Raw genomic sequence first — 17,849 nt, 5'->3', positions numbered from 1 at the left:
GATGACGCAGTACCGTGCGCGATGACCGGCGACAAGCTGGCTGCGCACGGCTGCTCGAACAAGGAGGAGACAGCGTGAGTATTCAGGATATCCAGGTAAGTGCACTTGATCTTGCCTCAACGCCGCCGCGTGCAAACCACACCGCGTCCGCACATGATTGTGTTCCCCTCGACGACGTTCCTCTGAACGCCTTCCACGTCAAGATTGCCGGCCTGACCTTTGGGGCGCACTTCACCGAAGGCTACGCGCTCGGCACGATTGGCTATGCGCTTGCCTCGCTGAATCGCCAGATGCCGCTCGACGCGTTCTGGATGGGCATGATTGGCAGCTCCGCTCTGATGGGCATCTTTCTGGGTAGTCTTGTGTTTGGGTGGCTTTCGGATCGCATGGGCCGCCAGAAAATTTTCCTGTTGAGCTTTTTGATCATCACGGCAGCCGCGTTCGCGCAGTTCTATGTGACCTCGCCGGCGCAGTTGTGCGTGTTGCGGGTGTTGATCGGATTTGGCATGGGCGGCGACTTCGCGGTTGGCCATGCGATTCTGGCCGAGTTCTCGCCGCGCAAACATCGTGGGACGCTGCTCGGTTCGTTCAGTGTGGTGTGGACAGTCGGCTACGTCGTTGCGAACGTACTCGGCATGCAGTACGCGCACGCTTCACCGGATGCGTGGCGCTGGTTGCTGGCGTCGGCGGGCGTTCCCGCGCTGATCGTGCTGGTAATGCGTATGGGTACGCCGGAGTCGCCGCGCTGGCTCCACGGCAAAGGGCGTATTGCGGAGGCCCAGGCCGTCCTGCTCAAACACTTCGGGCCGAACGTGACGCTCGACGGCAACGGTGCCGACGATCACAGCAAAGTGCAGGGCGGATTCGCACGCCTGTTCAAAAAGGATCTGATTCGCCGTACGCTCTTCAACTGCGCGTTCTTCGTGTGCCTGGTGATTCCTTATTTCGCGGTCTACACATTCCTGCCGACCATCCTCAAGGCGATCCATCTGAACGACGGCTCTGGAGCGGATCTTCTGCTGAATGGATTCCTCGTGCTGGGCGCGCTGATCGGCATCTGGCTTACCATTGCGCTGCCGCGTCGCGTGTTTCTGATTGGTTCGTTCGCGGTGACTTGCCTGTCGCTGGTGGCGCTGAGTCTGCTGCCGGAGTCGTCGACGATTGCGATGATCGTGGCGTTCGCGATCTTCACGCTGACCATGTCGGCGTTCTCGAATCTGGTGGGCGTGTTTCCGCCGGAGTGCTTTCCCACTGAGGTGCGGGCATGTGGTGTGGGTCTCGCCATTGCCTGTAGCCGGCTCGGATCGGCGGTGGGGACGTTTCTGCTACCGCTGGGCATTGCACAGCTGGGTTTCCACGCGACCATGATGGCGCTAGCCGCCGTGCTCCTGATCGGCATGGTGGTGTCGATCGCATGGGCGCCGGAAACGAAGCACCTGACGTTGAATGAGGCGAGCGGCGCATAGCGTTGCATTGCTTCAGACAAAATCCATCGTGTCCAAAAAATATGGCCGAACGTTAAATGTTCGGCCATATTCCGTAACAGCAATGCTGATGAAATAGAAACAGTCTTTGGTATTGCACCTTTTCTAGAAATTAACTGCTCGGCCCCTTTCTACAGGAAACGCACGATCAAGCACGGATCGTAGTAGTTTCGTATGCGTCTCGCTTGCATCCAGAATGAGCAGATTATCGTCGAACGCTGTGTCGATGTTTAATTTCCCATTCATAATGGCCTGCATCGTTGCTTCGGATGAAACAAACACCACATCGCGATCAGCCTGATTTTCCGAGGTCACGTCGGGTGGTTCGGGCTGAATGTCGGGGTCGAAGCCAGTCTCAGTAGCATGGAAAAATCCCCAGGTTCCGATTTCAATCAGAAGCACATAGAAATCAGGGAGCGCCATTAATTGCGTAGTCGGCACAGCGGCTTCTAACCGGTCTTGCAGGCCCTTGAGCGCATCAATAGCCGCCAATCGCAGCTTCATATTGCTCAACGCGCCCTCGGCCTGCGTTTCCGGCAATACTCCGGTATCCATTGCTTCTCGCGTCGCAACGGCTACCGTGAGCGCCTGAGGATGCCCGATATTAAATTCAATCTTCAGCTCACAGATTGCACACATCGTCTTGATTCCGTGTTTAGGGCTAGTCGGTTTTTACGGTGTGACAATATTGAACCAGAAGTCGAAATTATCGAGCCAGGAGACAAATTCACCTAATTTCGGTGCGCTCCCGCTAATCTTGGCTTTACCAGCCATGACCAGTTTCTCCATTGACGTATTACCCATCATCACTTCGTTGAGATCAGTGCGTGCCATCGTCACTGACGCATCCGCTGTATCCGAAGTTTTACCTTTGGAATAATGCAGAGCGGAATTTTCGACACCGACCACATAACTCTCATTCGTGTCGGTCATGACGAAATTGAAACTGATCGTCTTGCCAGCCGCGCGCGCTCCGTTCAGGCGCACACCCTGGTAGTCGAGGAACATCTCCAGAGGCATGGCCTTGATGGTGTCCGGGCTTTGCGAGCTGCCGAACGGCACCTTATGGACGCCGTTACGCAGCTCCATTGCGCCGGTCAGATAGAAGTTGCGCCAACTGGCCGACTCGGCCTGATAGCCCATCTGCTCGTAAGCGTCGGCCAGCATGTGCTTGGCGGCCACGTTGTCCGGATCGGAAAAGACCACGTGGTTCACCACCTCGGCGACCCAACGGTAGTCGCCCTTGTCGTAGTAGTGCTGCGCCTTTTGTAGCACCGCTGCGGGACCACCCATGAACTCGACATAGCGCTTGCCGTTGTCGACCGGCGGCAGCCGGTGAAGGTTGGCGGGCACGCCGTCAAAGAACCCCAGCCGCAAGTTGTACTGCGCGATCAGGTCATGAAAGACCGTGCCGTAATAGCTCCGACAGTACCAGTGCCTGGCGAGGCTATCGGGCAGGTGCAGGGTGTCGGCGATTTCCAGCGGGGTCAGGCCGGTATTGGCGAGACGCATGGTCTGGTCATGCAGATACCGGTACATGTCCCGTTGCGCCCGCAGGAAGTCGACGATGCGCTCGTTGCCCCAGGTCGGCCAGTAGTGCGAGGCGAACAGGACTTCCATTTCGCCGCCGAACATATCGATGGCAGCCTGCAGGTACTTCGACCACAGCAATGCATCGCGAACCTTCGCGCCACGCAGCGTATAGAGGTTGTGCAGCGTGTGGGTGGCGTCTTCCGAGGCGCAGAAGGCCTTGAACTTCGGGATGTAGAACATGAACTCTGACGGTGCTTCGGACTCCGGCGCCATGATGATGGTCATGTCGATACCGTCCAGAGTCAGCTTCTGGCCCGTCGAGTTGGCGAAATCGGTTGGCACGATGAGCGTGATTGCGCCGATGGAGGTCGTCTTGCCCAACCCGCCGTCCACCACGCCCGTCGGGCTTCTCGGCAGCAGATTGCCGTACATGTAGGCGGCTCGCCGGCTCATGGCGTTGCCGGCAATCACGTTTTCGCCCACCGCGGCTTCGGTGAAAGCCGCCGGCGCGTAAATCTTTACCTTGCCGGCCTTGATGTCCGCTTCGTCGACCACGCCGCGAACTCCGCCATAATGGTCTGCGTGACTGTGGGTGTAAATGATATGGGTAATCGGGCGATCGCCCAGGTGTGGAATAACCAGCTGCTTCCAGACAACCACGGCAGCATCTTCGGTCATTAGCGGGTCGATAACAATCCAGCCGGTATCGCCGCGAATAATACTCATCACCGATAAATCGTAACCGCGAACCTGCCAGATACCGTCGACGACCTCGAATAATCCATGATTCATATTCAGCTTGGCGTTTCGCCATAAGCTGGGATTAACCGAATCCGGTGCGTTATTTTCTGGTCCGCCTGTAATAAATGAGAATTGGCCTAAATCCCAGGCGGCACCCCCTTTAGAACTGGGAATAATGCCAGGATCGGGTAATGTAGCAATCAGTCCACGCGTAGCGTCCTGAAAATCCTGCGTATCGTTAAATGCCAGCTGATTGGCGTAAACCGAATTGGCATCTCGTGTTGCTTTAGTAGGCGGCTTTGAACCAATTCCGGTTGGCTTAGGCGCTGCGGGGCTTTGCGCCAACGCCTCACCCACTCCTGCACCGAAACCCGTCGCAATGCTAACGGTGGCGACACCTCTTAAAAATTCCCTGCGTTTAGTCGAGGAAGCCGGATTGTTATCGTCGGACATACACATACCTCCAGGTTTTCCGAAGGTCCCATGGCGAGGAACCAATGGGGGTTAGTGATCGTTAGGCCCTTCAATCACCGCGATTAATCCTAGGTGATGTAGTAAAAATTCGCAAACAAGTTATTTGCTTGCATCTTCCGGTAATTGCATGTAGCTCTGATTCATCTGCAAGTCGCCACCGTGTTTTCAGGGCCGTTAAGCCTTTTGCGATCATTGTGTTTTTCGATTCACCTGTTTCTTAGACCGCAGTGTCTTATCTGCCAGGACATTGGCGGTCGACGTGCGTGGTTGTCCCGACACGTCGCGTCGCAAACTGCCGCTGCGGCCGCCGTCGTCGCCCCCCGTTTCTCTACGTCGTTTCCCATGACGTGTATCATTCGTTCCCTGCGCGGTTCTGCGCCGGCGATGCCCCGTATACCGCTTGAACCTCTATCTGTGACCGCCCGATCCGATGTCAGTCTCTGAACTCAAACGCCGCCGCACGTTCGCGGTCATTTCCCACCCGGACGCGGGCAAGACCACGCTGACCGAGAAGCTGTTGCTGTTTTCGGGCGCGATCCAGATTGCCGGCACCGTGAAGGGCCGCAAGAGCAATCGCTACGCGACTTCGGACTGGATGGAGATCGAAAAGCAGCGCGGCATTTCCGTAGCCAGTTCGGTGATGCAGTTCGAGTATGGTGATGCCGTCATCAACCTGCTCGATACCCCAGGCCACGAGGACTTCTCGGAAGACACGTACCGTGTGCTGACGGCGGTCGATGCCGCCGTGATGGTGATCGACGGCGCGAACGGTGTCGAAGCACAAACGCTGAAGCTGCTCGAGGTCTGTCGCAGCCGTAAGACGCCGATCGTCACCTTCATCAACAAGCTCGACCGCGAAGTGCGCGAGCCGCTCGAGCTGCTCGACGAGATCGAACAGCATCTGGGGGTCGCCGCCGTGCCGTTTACATGGCCGATCGGGATGGGCAAGGACTTCCAGGGTGTCTACGATCTGCAGCGCGATCAGGTGCGTCTGTTTCGCGCCGGACAGGACAAGGCGGGCGGCGAGGTCGAAACAATCCACGCGCTCAGCGACGAAGAAGGCGAGCGCCGCTTCGGTCATGCCTGGGTCAAGGCGAAGGAAGAAATCGATCTGATCACCGGCGCCTCGCCTGATTTCGATCGCGAGCAGTTTCTCGCCGGTCAGCAATCGCCTGTGTTGTTCGGTTCAGCGATCAACAACTTCGGCGTGAAGGAAATTCTCGACGCACTGGTCGATCTGGCGCCGCCGCCGTCGGCACGCATGGCGGTGCAGCGCTCGGTCGAGCCGGATGAGCCGAAATTCACCGGTGTCGTGTTCAAGGTGCAGGCGAACATGGACCTGGCGCACCGCGACCGTGTGGCGTTCATCCGCGTCTGCTCGGGGCATTTCGAACGCGGTATGGCGCTGAAGGTGACGCGCTCGAACAAGACGTTCCGCGCCAATAACGTGGTGACGTTCCTGTCGCAGCGTCGTGAGACCGTGAGCGAAGCGTATCCGGGGGACATTATTGGCATTCCGAATCACGGCACACTGAGCCTCGGCGATACGCTGACCGAAGGCGAGACCCTGCAGTTCGTCGGCTTGCCGTTCTTCGCGCCGGAAATTTTCCAGACCGTCGAAGTGGTGGACCCGATGCGCGCCAAGCAACTTGGCGAAGCGCTCAAGCAACTCGGCGAAGAGGGCGCAATTCAGGTGTTTCGCCCGGTGGGCGGCGGCTTGATGATTCTGGGTGCGGTTGGCCAACTTCAGTTTGAAGTGGTGTCGCACCGTCTGTCGACCGAGTACAAGGTCGATGTACGGATGGCGTCGGCGCGCTATCGGATGTCGCGCTGGGTGACCTGCGACGACGCGGCTGAATTGCGTCGCTTCACCGATGCGTATGCGGCGCGGATTGCGCTCGATGCATCGAACGCGCCGACGTATCTCGCCTCACACATCTCCGAGATCGAAGTTGCGCAGAAGGCGTGGCCGAAGATCGTCTTCAACGAATTGCGCGAGCATTCGGGCGCGCCATTCAAGAAGGCGATGTAACGCAGCCCTCAGTGCTTCGTCGTCGTAGACGGCGCGAGAATCGTGACCTCGGGAGCAGGCTCTTCGCGTTGCTCGTGTTCCCGACGCAATTGCTGCTTCATGACTTGCCCGTCGCGCAATCCTTCGAAAAATTCTGCGTCGAGCCTGGCCTCGGCCTCGGCGCTGCTGGCAAGTTCTTCGAAGCGGAACAGCATCTTTGCGCGCGCGGCCGGCGATGAATTGCATTGCTCGATGGCCCGGGCGAGCGCAGCGAGCTTGGCGAACTGTTCCGCGTTGCGCTGCCCCGCGTTGGCGGCCTTTGCGAGGATGCCGTCGAGCAGCTGATCGCTGGCAGGTGCTTCCAGCGCTTCTGGGAGACGGGGTTTGCTTTCATTCATGATTGGCTTCCTTGGACAGGGTTCCGGGCAGTCCTGGACAGATCCGGCCGTCGAACCCCACTGCCGCTGTATGGACGGCAACGAAAGTATAAGGTGTCGAGCGTAGTGAAGGGTTTTCTGATCGCCGGCTTCGTCTCCTCACCCCATCTTCAACACCTCTTCCCGTAACCATCCGGCAAACGCTTGCACATGCTCGAGCGCCTCGTGCCGATGCGCGATATCGAGCCAGTACCCAAACGGCCCGCTGACCTCGATCTCGGAGATCTGAGCCAGGCTTCCGTCCGCCAGTTCTTCGACGATCATGTTGCGGTCGACGATGGCCAGTCCCACGCCTTTGCGCGCGGCGTGAATGGCCTGCTCCAGATTCGAAAACTCGATGCCGTTCTCAGCGTAGTGCGCCGGCATGCCTGCGGTTGCAAGCCAGTTCGGCCACAGATCGAGCCGCGTTTCGTTGTGCAGCACATGCAGCGCGGGCATCGTTGCGAGCAGCGTGTCGAGCGGGCGCCCGGGCAACTGCGGCGCTCCCACTAGTGTATGGCGCTCCGTCATCAGCAACTCGGAGTGCGCCTCCGGCAGCGCGTCGCGCCCAAAGCGGATGTTGCAGTGGCAATCCTCAGTCGGCTCGGTGCGGATGGACAGTTCGACATCGGGCAGTTCCACCGCTAGCGAGCCAAGTCGCGGCGAGAACCATTGAGTCGCGAAGGTAGGCGGCACCGACAGCACGAGGCGACGCCGGCCCTTGGCGGTGGTGATCTGACGCGTGCCGCGCTCGATCGTATCGAACGCTTCCGACACGCACGGCAGCAACTGCAAGCCCGCCGCGGTCAGGCGGATGCCCTTGTGGTCGCGCTCGAACAGCTTTGCGTCGAGCGACTCCTCGAGTATCTTGATCTGGCGGCTTACGGCGCCCTGCGTCACGCACAGGGCGCTCGCCGCGCGATTGAAACTCAGATGACGTGCCGTCTCCTCGAAGAAGCGCAACGCAATCAGCGATGGCAAGCGCCGCATAACTTCACCTTCCGTTTTTCTGGTCGTCCGGCGGTGCGCCGGGTTGGCGCGGTCCTACCGCCCGCAATGATTGTCATGGCGTGGATTGTCGCATTTCGGATGGTGTTTGAGCGGGCGCAAGCAACAAAATTCGCTCGCCTGGGAACACGTCTGACAGTGTGCGCCGTCGGTGCGCTTTCCTGACCCGAAGCGCCGCACAACGGTGCCGGCATCGCCTATCCTGAGGGGATGCGCGTTGCTCCTGAACGCACCCTCTTTCGACTCGCGGAGTGTCCCGTGACCGTTCGCAATCTCGATGCGCTGTTTCGACCCAAATCCGTTGCCGTGATCGGCGCTTCACGACGGCCGCGCAGCACGGGCGCGATGGTGTGGACGAGCCTGCTGGGCGGCGGTTTTGATGGCCCCTTGTGGCCCGTGAATCCGAAATACGACGCACTCGACGGTCACGCCGCCGTGGCCGATGCTGGCGACCTCCCGGAGGCTCCTACGGTGGCGCTGATCTGTACACCGCCGTCGACGTGGCCAGGCATCATCCACAAACTTGGCGGTCTGGGTACGCGCGCCGCGATCATCGTCGGGGAAGTCCACACGGACGAGGACCGCACTGCGCTCAGGCACGCGCTGTCGGCGGCGCGGCCGCATCTGCTGCGCATTGTCGGACCGGGCAGTCTCGGGCTGATGTCGCCGGCACTGCGGGCGCATTTGGGCGCGCCGTCGCGCCTCGTGAAGGCGGGAGGGGTGGCGTGGGTCTCGCAATCCAATGCGCTGACCAATGCCGTGCTGGGCTGGGCGTATGCGCGTGGACTGGGCTTGTCGCACGCGGTGGCGCTCGGCGGTGAGGCGGATGTGGATGCGGGCGACGTGCTCGACTACCTGGCGAGCGATCCAGGTACCCGCGCGATCCTGCTCGAACTCGATACGGTACGCGCGGCCCGCAAGTTCATGTCGGCGGCGCGGGCGGCGGCTCGCAACAAGCCGGTCCTTGCGCTGCGCTCGGGGCGCGCCGATCCCGCCGATGGCTTGTACACAGCTGCGTTCCGCCGCGCCGGGATGGTGCGCGTCGACTCGCTCGACGATCTGCTCGACGAGATCGAAACGCTCGGTGTGGGCCGCGTTGCGGCCGGCGCGACGGCGACGCTGATCACCAGCGACCGCGGCGTCGCGACGCTCGCCTGCGATGCGTTCGCGGCGGCCGGTGACACGCTTGCGCAGTGGCCCGCGGAGACCGTGGACGAGGTCGCCAAGGCGTTGCCGCGCGCGGTCCCGGGCAACCCGCTGCTTCTCGGCGACGACGCTCGTGCCGAGCATTTCGGCACGGCGTTGCAGGTTCTCGCGCAGCATCGGGCGACCGGGACGGCGTTCGTGGTTCACGCGTCGACTCATAACGCGCCGGTCGGCGAGGTCGCGCAGGCGCTGATCGCGAATCAGCGATTCGCGTATCGCGGTTTGCTGGCGTGCTTCTTTGGCGGAGTGGACGCGGCGACGCGCGATGCATTGCATGCGCAGGGCATTCCGGTGCATACGACCCCGCAGCGCCTCGCCCGGGCGTTCGCTCGTCTGGTCGATTACCGGCTGGGGCGCGAACTGTTGATGCAAACGCCGGAAGGGCTGCCGGCGCAGATCCCCGCTGAGACCGACGCCGCTCAGGCGCAGGCGCGCGCGGCGTTGGCTGCGGGTGAGGACACGTTGACGAAGGAACCCGCGGCACATCTGCTCGCGCACTTCGGGTTGCATGTCGAACCGCTCGATGCGGTGCAGGACAAGATCGTCGACATCGACGTCGAACTGCACGACGACGATAACTTTGGTCCCGTGTTCCGTTTCACGACGCCATTGGCGGATGGCGTGTCGGCGCCGGAGCGGGTCTTCGGCTTGCCGCCGCTCAATCCCATGCTGGCGCGCGATATGGTGATGCGCTCGCCGTACGCGCGGGTTGCCGCGCCCGAACCAGTGCTGGCGGCGTTCACGGCGCTCTCACAGGCGGTATGCGACGTACGCGAGATAGTCGGCTTAAAGCTCGTGCTGCGGGTATTCCGCGAGCACGTCGCTGTCATCGCGCCGTCTATCCGGCTCGGCGCCAAGCGCAGCCGGCTCGCGATCATGCCGTATCCGCGCCGCTACGAGGAGACGCTCGATTGGCACGGTCTGCAGATCACTGTACGACCTATTCGCCCCGAAGACGAGGCGGCTCATCACGACTTCGTCGAAGCGATGACGCCCGACGATCTGCGTCTGCGTTTCTTCGGCGCCGTAGGCAGCTTCGATCACTCGCAACTCGCGCGCATGACGCAGATTGACTATGACCGCGAGATGGCGTTGATCGCGACGGTTCCATGCGAGGAAGGTTTCACGCGAACGTTAGGGGTGGTGCGCGCCGTGGCGGATCCCGATAACGAAACCGCTGAATTCGCGGTGGCGATTCGCTCCGATCAGAAGGGGCGGCACCTCGGCACACTGCTGATGGAGAAGATCATCGCTTATGCGCGCTCGCGCGGCACGCATTGGCTGGTGGGCGAAGCGCTGCGCGAGAACGGACCGATGATCGCGTTGGCCAGAGCGAGTGGATTTACGGTGACGCACACCGAAGATCCAGGTGTGGTGGGGTTCAGGATGGCGCTGCATGACGCAGAAGCCGCGCAAGGTTGATTCGGAAGCAATTGCCTCGCGTCTCGGGTTCTTGTGTCGTCCCTTTGAGAATCGTCCGAGTGTTTGCCGCGCTCGCTTCCGATATATTTTTATGCTCCCTTCAGCGATCGCAATCACGGCGTCGTTTAGCACGCCCACGGCGTGAACGCATATGTCGTTCGCCGTCCCACGGGCAAGTCCGAATCGCTGAGCTCACCACGATATATCTGGACCGATACTCCCATGGATAACTTCGCCGACTCCGATCAATTCATCAAATCACTGCTGTTCGCGTTTCTCTTCAGCGCTGTTTCGATCTTCGTGCTTCAGCTAACCAATCTCATCGATCCGGACCATCTGTTGGGCCGCGAAGGCGTTGCATGGCTTGCCGCGACCGTCGTTTGCACCGTCGAACCGCTTCTACGTCATCAGGGAATTCTGAAGGGCGGTGTCGAATGCCAGATTGGCGACTTCACCAAGGCGAGCGCGCTTGGACGTCTGATTGGCGCGCCGGCAGGGTGTGCCTTTGCATGGGCGATCACGATTATTGGATCGTGAGCTTATCTCTCGTGCAATGTTGCAAAGAATCGTCAAGGATTCCAGATTAAATCATGAGTGAGTCAACGGCTTCCGCAGAAGGCCGTTAAACACACGACCGTTATCAGGTCGTACCCTCAACCGAGATTTTTTCAGGAAGGACTAACGATGAACAAGCAGATCACTATCGCCGCTCTCGCCGGGTTGTTTTCGCTCGGCGCTTTTGCACAGGCATCCGCACCCGTCGCCGCGCCCGCTCAGGAGCAGAGCGCCGCTCCGGCCGAGGCAGCGTCCGCTGTGAAGCATCACCACAAGCATCACAAAAATCATAAGCACCATGCATCGGCAGCGGTTGAGGCATCCGCCGCAATGGGCGCTTCCAATACGGCCACGAAGCCGTAAGGCCTCGGCCGGCCTTGCAGCCTGATGACGTTGAGACTGGGACTCAATGTTGAGTATTGGGAAGTCGTTCGGGCGCAGTCGTCAAGCAAAGATAGACCATCACCATCGCTGAGACGGCCGGATCGTAACGCCGGATGGCAGCTTCATCCGGCGTCGTCATGACGGCAGCGTGCTCAGGCCGGCAGTTTGCCTGCTGCCTCGTCCACCTGGCTGCGCGACACTGACAACTCTTCGAGCCACGCCTGCGCATACACGGCACCCGTCTCACGTTCGAGGCGGGCAATCGTTGCAGCGCAGCGAGCGGCGTCCTTCGGCGTCGCGATGAAGTCCTTCACCGATTGCCCCGCCTTGAACGCGTCGAACAGCGGTACGCGGATATCGTCGGGCAGCGCGCGCGTCCATTGGTACGGCTTGCCGTTATACGTGAACGACGGCGGCAGCACGCGTTCCTTCTTCGCAGCCGGAATCAGGCCATAGGTGCGTGCGGCGTCGCCGATCTGCTCGGGCGAAAACAGTTCGTCCGGGCTGATGTCGAATTGCTGGATGTACGCTTCCATCGCCTGCATGGCCGCGGCGCGGTCGTCGCGCTTTTGCTGCGCGCGGGCCACGATGTCGCGCAGTTCGTCGGCTTCTTCGCTGGTGATCGTGAAGCTCGCCTGCTTCTGCTGGAGTTCGGAAAAACGCTGGAATTCGGAATCGGTCAGAAGTTTCGCCATGAGGTATCGATAGCGCGCGCAGGTCGTTGCCCGCGCGGCGACATTTTTGAAAGGGTCGCCATTCTAAACCATGCAGACTTAAACCATGTGAGTGTGGCGAAAGACCTGGCGGGCTCCACGCCTGTGCGTGCGTCCGGGCGGCTCCGCCTTATTGAATCGGGCCTTCCTGCGCGTGAGCGGCCGCCCGCTCTTCAGCCTGCTTCTTCTTCGCCAGATGGTGTCCGACGATACATCCGCCAACCGCGCCGACAACCGCGTGATGGCCCGCATAGTGACCCGCGACACCGCCGACCACGGCACCCTTCAGACAGCCGGCCGCGGAAGCCGAACCTGCGAAACCCGCCAGCGCAAGAGCCAGCAAAACGAGAGAACAAGACGATTTCTTCATGATGATGTATCGGTGTGAAGCTTGAAACGTAGGGCGAAATACGCCTCATCCTGGGTCCGGCCGTTGGAGCCTTTGCAGCCCTTCCGGCACGGACGCAGGATTGTACGACGGTCAATATTTACTGGCAGGCCTTGCCAGCGTCGGCGCGGTAGCCCTTGCTCTTCGCGTCCGCTTCGCTCATGTACGAGCCGTGCTTGGTTTTGCCGTAGTACTTGTCACCCGGGCAGTGGTAGACCTTCGTGCTGGTGTTGACCCACACCTGGCCGGGGCCGCCGCCAGGGGCTGCTTGGGCGGTGCTGGCCGCTGCAGGCGCCTTGGAGGGTGCCGCTTTGGCGCTGCTGGCTGCCGCCGGCGCCATGGCCGGTGCTGCTGCCGGAGCCGACGCCGCGGCTGCGCCCGACGCTGCGCCGTACCAGGTCTGGACACCTTTATGACCCTTGCACGCACCCTTCTTCGTCGCACCGGAATAGAACGAGCCGTCCTTGCAGAGACCCGTCGTGCCGCTCGGCGCGCTCGCGGGAACCTGCGCATAGCTGGCGCTCGCTGCGAACAGGCCGGCCACGGCGGCCATGGAGAGAATGAGTTTTTTCATCGTTTTGATCCTGTTGACCTGCCGCGGCATCGCCGCGTTCATCGGGGAGGCGCAGACAATCCGGCCTGCTAGAGAGCCGTGCATGCTGCGGTTTTTGTACGCGCATGAGCGCGACCCTGATAAAACGCGCGAGCCCCGCGATCGGCTGACGTGCCGCATCCCTGAGACTGTCAAATATTGCCAGGCCAGGCCGGTGGGGGATGCTAGCTCGCTTCTTCGCGATACATCGACAGCGCCGCGACAGTTTCTCGCAGCATCGCGGTCGCTGCGTCGAGCGCGGGCGCGACGTATTCGTCGATACGCCGCAGGTACGGACAGGTCAGCACGGCAATCGCCTGCCCGGACGGCCCGAGGATGGGGAACGTGACATCGGTGACGCCGAAGATCTGCTGGCTGTCTTTTTGCGAGAACCCTGCCGTGCGGATCCGCTCGCAGGTCGCCTCGAGCGCTTCCTCGTCGATCGTCACTTCGCCTTTCACCTTCGTATGCTCGGCGAGCATATGGGCGCGCTGCTCGGCGGTCTGGAAAGCCAGCATGACGCGGCCCGAGCCGGTATCGATGAGACCGACCCGCGAACCGAGCCGCACCGACATCCCCCACGTGCCTGGACCGTCCACCTGCGCAATCACCAGAAGATTGCCGCGGTCGTACACCACCAGGTGACACGACTGCTCCGCGCGGTCTGAGAAACGCTGCATCAGCGGCAGCGCTTCGTAGATCAGCCGGTTCATCGGCGGGTGCCGGTGCGCAAGCGCATACAGCTTCAGGCTCAGCGAATAGCGGTCGCCCCCCGCCGAACGCACCACATATTGACGGGCGACCAGCCGCTCGAGCATCCGGTACATCTCGCTCGCATTACGTCCCAGCAGCTTGGTGATCTCGGCGCGCGTCAATCCATCTTTCTGCTCGGCCAGCAGTTCGAGGATATCGAGCCCCTTGTCCAGCGCGGGCGCCCGGTAACGGTCGGCGTCGTCTCTTTCTTCCGCATCCATCATCGGTGGAGTTCCATGTGTCGACCTGAGTTGGCGCTTTAGTGCTCACGCCGCTCCCATGCAAAGCAGTGCAGGTTTCATTGTCATCTGGCGCGTGAGTGTAGAGCGCAATTGGCGCGTGCGGCCAGGGAAAGTACGGACGGCTGTTACACCGGACATGCCTTGACTTCGAATGATGCATATATGAATAATACGTTCATTGGTGAATTGTCGTGCACCAATATCGATAAGAACGAAGAACGCGCAGGGCGATACGCCGGCCGCTGAGCGGAGCGGCGGGGTAGTTCAACAACACCTATCAGGAGACAAGACATGACGTTCGCTAAGGGGCCGCGCGCGGCCCACCGCTTCATTCGTGGCGCTTTATCAGTTGGGGTAGCGGCCGCATGCGTGGCCGGCCTGGTGACGAGCGGCGCGGCCCGCGCTGCCGATTCGGGCAAGATCGGCCTCGATCTGCCGCTCCTCACCTCGCCGTTCTGGCAGTCGTACAACAACTACCTGCCCGTCTACGCGAAGCAAAGCGGGCTCGACATCCTCGCGCCGGTCAATTCCAACGGTGACCCTGCGCAGCAGATCACCGATATGAACAACATCCTGAATCTGGGTGCGAAGGGCATCGTCGTCGGGCCGCTGGATTCGGCTGCGATCAGCCGGGCGCTCGACGCCGCGTCCGCCAAGAACGTGCCGGTGGTGGCCGTAGACGTCGCGCCGACCCAAGGCAAGGTCGCGATGGTGGTCCGCGCCGACAATCACGCGTACGGCGAGATGGCCTGCAAGTACATCGGCGAGCATGTGAAGTCCGGCAAGGTCGTGCAGATCGAGGGCGATCTGGCGTCGGTGAACGGCCGTGACCGTTCTGAAGCGTTCCGCACATGCCTGAAGCATTACCCGTCGCTGTCGCTGCTGGAAATTCCGGCCGCGTGGAAGGGCGACGTCGCGGCCACCGCGCTCGACAGCCTGTTGACCGCCAACCCGGACGTGAAAGCGATCTATATGCAGGCAGGCGGGGTTTATCTGTCGCCGACTTTGCAGACGCTGCGCCGCAAGCAGATGCTGTTTCCGGTGGGTGACGCGAAACACGTCGTGATTGTCAGCAACGATGGCATTCCGCAAGAGTTCGAGGCGATCCGCAAGGGTGAGATCGACGCCACCGTTTCGCAACCGGCTGACCTGTACGCGAAGTACGGCCTGTTCTACATCAAGGCCGCGCTCGCCGGACAGACCTTCAAGCCGGGTCCGACCGATCACGGCAGCACGATCATCCAGATCGCGCCGGGCATGCTGGAAGATCAGTTGCCTGCGCCGCTCGTGACGAAGGCGAATGTCGACGACAAGAACCTGTGGGGCAATACGGTCAAATGAGCGAGCTCATGCACGCGCCTGGCGTTGCGGCGGCTGCCTCTGGCCAGGCGATGGTCGAAGCGCTGGAGGTGACCAAGCGCTTCGGCTCGTACGCCGCACTGAACGACGTGAGCATCCGCGTGATGCCTGGCGAGTCGCATGCACTCGTCGGGCGGAACGGGGCCGGGAAATCGACGCTGGTGTCGATCCTCACCGGCCTGCGCAAGCCGGATACCGGCGAGGTGCGCTTCGGCGGCGCGCCGGCGCCTTCGCTCGCCGACCGCGATGCCTGGCGCGAGCGTGTGGCCTGCGTCTATCAGCATTCCACGATCATCCGCGACCTCAGCGTCGCGGAGAATCTGTTCATCAACCGTCAGCCTGAACGGCGCGGCATGATCGACTGGCAGGCCATGCGCCGCGACGCGCGTGAACTGCTCGATCACTGGAAGATCGACGTGCGCGAAGATGCGCGCGCGGGCGATCTGAGCGTCGAGGCACGTCAACTGGTGGAGATTGCGCGGGCGCTGTCGTATGGCGCGCGCTTCATCATTCTCGACGAGCCGACCGCGCAGCTCGACGGCGATGAAATCAAACGCCTGTTTCGCCGCATCACCGAGTTGCAGCGCGAAGGCGTGACATTCCTGTTTATCTCGCACCATTTGCAGGAGGTGTACGAGATCTGCCAGGCGGTGACGGTGTTGCGCGATGCGCGGCATATCGTCAGCGCGCCGGTTTCTGCGTTGCCGCGCGAGCAGTTGATCGAAGCCATGACCGGCGAGCGTGGCGGCCTTGCAGTCGCCGACGCTGCTTCGCGCGAGCCACTACCGGCCGATACGAATGTGGCGCTGGAAGTCGCGGGTCTCGGCGGCGCCGATTACGAAGACGTGTCGTTCACGGTGAAGCGCGGCGAGGTCATCGGTTTGACTGGCGCGACGAGTAGCGGCCGCACTAGTGTCGCGGAAGCGATCGCAGGGTTGCGTTCGCCGACCCGTGGCGACATTCGCGTAGCAGGTAAGTCGTTGCCGCGTGGTGACGTGCCGGCGGCGCTGGCGGCCGGTATCGGCTGCGTGCCGAAAGACCGGCATCACGAAGGCCTGGTGCTGACGCAATCGGTTGCGGAAAACGCCTCGATGACGATCACGCGCCTGCTCGGCAAGTTTGGTCTCGCCTCGCCCGCAAAGAAGAACGCGTTCGGCCAGAAGATGATCGAGGCGCTCGGCATCGTCACGCCGGGTCCTGAGCACGTCGTATCGGGCCTGTCCGGTGGCAATCAGCAAAAGGTCGTGATGGCGCGCGCCTTGGCGACTGATCCGAACGTCCTCGTGCTAATCGACCCCACCGCCGGCGTCGACGTGAAATCGAAGGAAGCGCTGCTGTCTGTCGTGGACCGTGTGCGTGAAGAGGGCAAAGCGGTGCTCGTGGTCTCGGGCGAACTCGATGATTTGCGTACCTGTGACCGCGTGCTGGTCATGTTTCGTGGCCGCGTCGCGGCCGAATTTCCCGCGGGTTGGCAGGACCACGACCTGATCGCATCCGTTGAAGGAGTCAGTCTCCATGAAGAATAGTGTGCCTAGCCCTGCATTCGCTACGGCTCAAGGAGCGGCCGGCGCGCCTGCCGCGCGCAGCCGCCGGGCGCGGATCGAGCTCGCGCGTCTGCGCGACCTCGCGTTGCTGCCCGCGCTTGCTTTACTGCTTGTGATAGGTGCTTTCGTCAGCCCGAGTTTCTTGACCAGGGCGAATCTGATCAGCGTGCTTGGGGCCTCCGCGGCGCTCGCGCTCGTCGTGCTCGCCGAATCGCTGATCGTGCTGACCGGCAAGTTCGATCTGTCGCTCGAGTCGACGGTGGGGATTGCGCCCGCTGTCGGCGCGATGCTCGTTATGCCGGCGGCGTCCGCCGGTTTTGGCTGGCAATGGCCGGCCGCGGCAGGCTTGCTGGCGATTCTCGTCGTCGGCGCGGCGATTGGTTTTATCAACGGCTTTCTGGTGGTGCGCTTACGGCTCAATGCGTTCATCGTCACGCTCGCGATGCTGATTGTGCTGCGCGGCATGCTCGTGGGCGCCACCAAGGGCGGCACGCTGTTCGATATGCCGCCGTCGTTCTTCACCCTCGCCACCACGATCGTGCTGGGGCTGCCTGTCTCCGTGTGGCTCGCCGCAGTGGCCTTCGCTGTCGCTGCGTTCATGCTGCGCTACCATCGTGTTGGGCGTGCGCTGTATGCGATCGGCGGCAATCCGGAAGCGGCGCGCGCGGCCGGAATTCGCGTCGAACGCATTACGTGGGGCGTGTTCGTGCTGGGCAGCGTGCTGGCGTCGCTTGGCGGCCTGATCGTCACCGGCTACGTTGGCGCGATCAACGCGAATCAGGGCAACGGCATGATCTTTACCGTGTTCGCGGCGGCAGTGATCGGCGGCATTTCGCTCGACGGCGGCAAGGGCACGATGCTCGGCGCGCTATCCGGCGTACTATTGCTGGGTGTCGTGCAAAACCTGCTGACGCTCGCACAAGTGCCGTCGTTCTGGATTCAGGCCATCTACGGCGCCATTATTCTCGGCTCGCTGATGGTGGCGCGCCTCGCGAGCGGCGAAGGCCAGAACTAAAACGGACCC

At 61.6% G+C, this 17,849-nt stretch carries 16 protein-coding genes; 8 read left to right on the top strand and 8 right to left on the bottom strand.

Annotated features, from left to right (window positions below):
- The first annotated feature begins 74 nt into the window (after positions 1-74).
- Positions 75-1,466 carry an MFS transporter gene (locus BUS06_RS22705; protein ID WP_074266681.1) on the top strand — a complete coding sequence of 464 codons (1,392 nt, stop codon included), beginning with the start codon at positions 75-77 and terminating at the stop codon, positions 1,464-1,466.
- A gap of 123 nt (positions 1,467-1,589) precedes the next feature.
- Here BUS06_RS22705 and BUS06_RS22700 read toward each other — a convergent pair whose 3' ends face one another.
- Positions 1,590-2,123 (bottom strand): hypothetical protein, encoded by a 534-nt coding sequence (locus BUS06_RS22700; RefSeq protein ID WP_074266680.1) that lies wholly within the window; start codon positions 2,121-2,123, stop codon positions 1,590-1,592.
- 33 nt (positions 2,124-2,156) lie between these two features.
- Positions 2,157-4,211, bottom strand: coding sequence for an alkyl/aryl-sulfatase (locus BUS06_RS22695; protein ID WP_083611558.1), 2,055 nt, complete (start codon positions 4,209-4,211; stop codon positions 2,157-2,159).
- A gap of 451 nt (positions 4,212-4,662) precedes the next feature.
- Here BUS06_RS22695 and BUS06_RS22690 point away from each other — a divergent pair, with 451 nt between their 5' ends.
- Positions 4,663-6,264 (top strand): peptide chain release factor 3, encoded by a 1,602-nt coding sequence (locus tag BUS06_RS22690; protein ID WP_074266678.1) that lies wholly within the window; start codon positions 4,663-4,665, stop codon positions 6,262-6,264.
- A gap of 8 nt (positions 6,265-6,272) precedes the next feature.
- On the opposite strand, the gene BUS06_RS22685 is transcribed toward BUS06_RS22690, so the two are convergent.
- Positions 6,273-6,641 (bottom strand): hypothetical protein, encoded by a 369-nt coding sequence (locus BUS06_RS22685; RefSeq protein ID WP_074266677.1) that lies wholly within the window; start codon positions 6,639-6,641, stop codon positions 6,273-6,275.
- A 138-nt stretch (positions 6,642-6,779) separates the two neighbouring features.
- A complete protein-coding gene (locus BUS06_RS22680; protein WP_074266676.1) occupies positions 6,780-7,649 on the bottom strand; it encodes a LysR substrate-binding domain-containing protein in 870 nt (289 codons plus the stop codon).
- Between the two features lie 276 nt (positions 7,650-7,925).
- Here BUS06_RS22680 and BUS06_RS22675 point away from each other — a divergent pair, with 276 nt between their 5' ends.
- The 3 genes from BUS06_RS22675 to BUS06_RS22665 all read left to right on the top strand — a co-directional run bounded on the left by BUS06_RS22675 (position 7,926) and on the right by BUS06_RS22665 (position 11,213).
- Positions 7,926-10,295 carry a bifunctional acetate--CoA ligase family protein/GNAT family N-acetyltransferase gene (locus BUS06_RS22675; RefSeq protein ID WP_074266675.1) on the top strand — a complete coding sequence of 790 codons (2,370 nt, stop codon included), beginning with the start codon at positions 7,926-7,928 and terminating at the stop codon, positions 10,293-10,295.
- A 222-nt stretch (positions 10,296-10,517) separates the two neighbouring features.
- Entirely contained in the window at positions 10,518-10,832 is a 315-nt protein-coding gene (locus tag BUS06_RS22670; protein ID WP_074266674.1) for a hypothetical protein, read from the top strand.
- A gap of 147 nt (positions 10,833-10,979) precedes the next feature.
- Positions 10,980-11,213 carry a hypothetical protein gene (locus tag BUS06_RS22665; RefSeq protein ID WP_074266673.1) on the top strand — a complete coding sequence of 78 codons (234 nt, stop codon included), beginning with the start codon at positions 10,980-10,982 and terminating at the stop codon, positions 11,211-11,213.
- Positions 11,214-11,386: 173 nt separating this feature from the next.
- Here BUS06_RS22665 and BUS06_RS22660 read toward each other — a convergent pair whose 3' ends face one another.
- The 4 genes from BUS06_RS22660 to BUS06_RS22645 all read right to left on the bottom strand — a co-directional run bounded on the left by BUS06_RS22660 (position 11,387) and on the right by BUS06_RS22645 (position 13,901).
- Positions 11,387-11,929, bottom strand: coding sequence for a hypothetical protein (locus tag BUS06_RS22660; RefSeq protein WP_074266672.1), 543 nt, complete (start codon positions 11,927-11,929; stop codon positions 11,387-11,389).
- Between the two features lie 148 nt (positions 11,930-12,077).
- The gene (locus tag BUS06_RS22655) at positions 12,078-12,317 is read right to left on the bottom strand and encodes a hypothetical protein (protein ID WP_074266671.1); all 240 of its coding nucleotides are present in this window, start codon (positions 12,315-12,317) and stop codon (positions 12,078-12,080) included.
- 118 nt (positions 12,318-12,435) lie between these two features.
- Entirely contained in the window at positions 12,436-12,909 is a 474-nt protein-coding gene (locus BUS06_RS37915) for a DUF3761 domain-containing protein (protein WP_074269241.1), read from the bottom strand.
- 203 nt (positions 12,910-13,112) lie between these two features.
- Positions 13,113-13,901, bottom strand: coding sequence for an IclR family transcriptional regulator (locus tag BUS06_RS22645; protein ID WP_074269240.1), 789 nt, complete (start codon positions 13,899-13,901; stop codon positions 13,113-13,115).
- A gap of 312 nt (positions 13,902-14,213) precedes the next feature.
- Here BUS06_RS22645 and BUS06_RS22640 point away from each other — a divergent pair, with 312 nt between their 5' ends.
- Genes BUS06_RS22640 through BUS06_RS22630 form a run of 3 tightly spaced genes read left to right on the top strand, consistent with a single transcriptional unit; the run spans position 14,214 to position 17,840 of the window.
- On the top strand, positions 14,214-15,263 hold the full coding sequence (locus BUS06_RS22640; protein ID WP_074266670.1) for a sugar ABC transporter substrate-binding protein: 1,050 nt from the start codon (positions 14,214-14,216) through the stop codon (positions 15,261-15,263).
- An 8-nt stretch (positions 15,264-15,271) separates the two neighbouring features.
- Positions 15,272-16,807: a sugar ABC transporter ATP-binding protein gene (locus BUS06_RS22635; RefSeq protein ID WP_438803548.1), complete on the top strand. Its 1,536-nt coding sequence runs from the start codon at positions 15,272-15,274 to the stop codon at positions 16,805-16,807.
- Positions 16,797-17,840, top strand: a complete 1,044-nt coding sequence (locus tag BUS06_RS22630) for an ABC transporter permease (RefSeq protein ID WP_074266668.1) — start codon at positions 16,797-16,799, stop codon at positions 17,838-17,840. The genes BUS06_RS22635 and BUS06_RS22630 overlap by 11 nt, the downstream gene beginning before the upstream one ends.
- Positions 17,841-17,849 lie beyond the last annotated feature (9 nt).

Origin of the sequence: Paraburkholderia phenazinium (genome assembly GCF_900141745.1) — a bacterium.
Lineage (GTDB): Bacteria > Pseudomonadota > Gammaproteobacteria > Burkholderiales > Burkholderiaceae > Paraburkholderia > Paraburkholderia phenazinium_B.
This window is presented reverse-complemented; position numbering and strand designations above follow the sequence as displayed.

Coding starts and splice junctions, on each gene's coding strand:
- BUS06_RS22670 (WP_074266674.1), top strand. CDS start 10,518: ATGGATAACTTCGCCGACTCCGATCAATTCATCAAATCACTGCTGTTC.
- BUS06_RS22645 (WP_074269240.1), bottom strand. CDS start 13,901: ATGGATGCGGAAGAAAGAGACGACGCCGACCGTTACCGGGCGCCCGCG.
- BUS06_RS22680 (WP_074266676.1), bottom strand. CDS start 7,649: ATGCGGCGCTTGCCATCGCTGATTGCGTTGCGCTTCTTCGAGGAGACG.
- BUS06_RS22665 (WP_074266673.1), top strand. CDS start 10,980: ATGAACAAGCAGATCACTATCGCCGCTCTCGCCGGGTTGTTTTCGCTC.
- BUS06_RS22635 (WP_438803548.1), top strand. CDS start 15,272: ATGCACGCGCCTGGCGTTGCGGCGGCTGCCTCTGGCCAGGCGATGGTC.
- BUS06_RS22640 (WP_074266670.1), top strand. CDS start 14,214: ATGACGTTCGCTAAGGGGCCGCGCGCGGCCCACCGCTTCATTCGTGGC.
- BUS06_RS22700 (WP_074266680.1), bottom strand. CDS start 2,123: ATGTGTGCAATCTGTGAGCTGAAGATTGAATTTAATATCGGGCATCCT.
- BUS06_RS22655 (WP_074266671.1), bottom strand. CDS start 12,317: ATGAAGAAATCGTCTTGTTCTCTCGTTTTGCTGGCTCTTGCGCTGGCG.
- BUS06_RS22660 (WP_074266672.1), bottom strand. CDS start 11,929: ATGGCGAAACTTCTGACCGATTCCGAATTCCAGCGTTTTTCCGAACTC.
- BUS06_RS22685 (WP_074266677.1), bottom strand. CDS start 6,641: ATGAATGAAAGCAAACCCCGTCTCCCAGAAGCGCTGGAAGCACCTGCC.
- BUS06_RS22695 (WP_083611558.1), bottom strand. CDS start 4,211: ATGTCCGACGATAACAATCCGGCTTCCTCGACTAAACGCAGGGAATTT.
- BUS06_RS22690 (WP_074266678.1), top strand. CDS start 4,663: ATGTCAGTCTCTGAACTCAAACGCCGCCGCACGTTCGCGGTCATTTCC.
- BUS06_RS22630 (WP_074266668.1), top strand. CDS start 16,797: ATGAAGAATAGTGTGCCTAGCCCTGCATTCGCTACGGCTCAAGGAGCG.
- BUS06_RS37915 (WP_074269241.1), bottom strand. CDS start 12,909: ATGAAAAAACTCATTCTCTCCATGGCCGCCGTGGCCGGCCTGTTCGCA.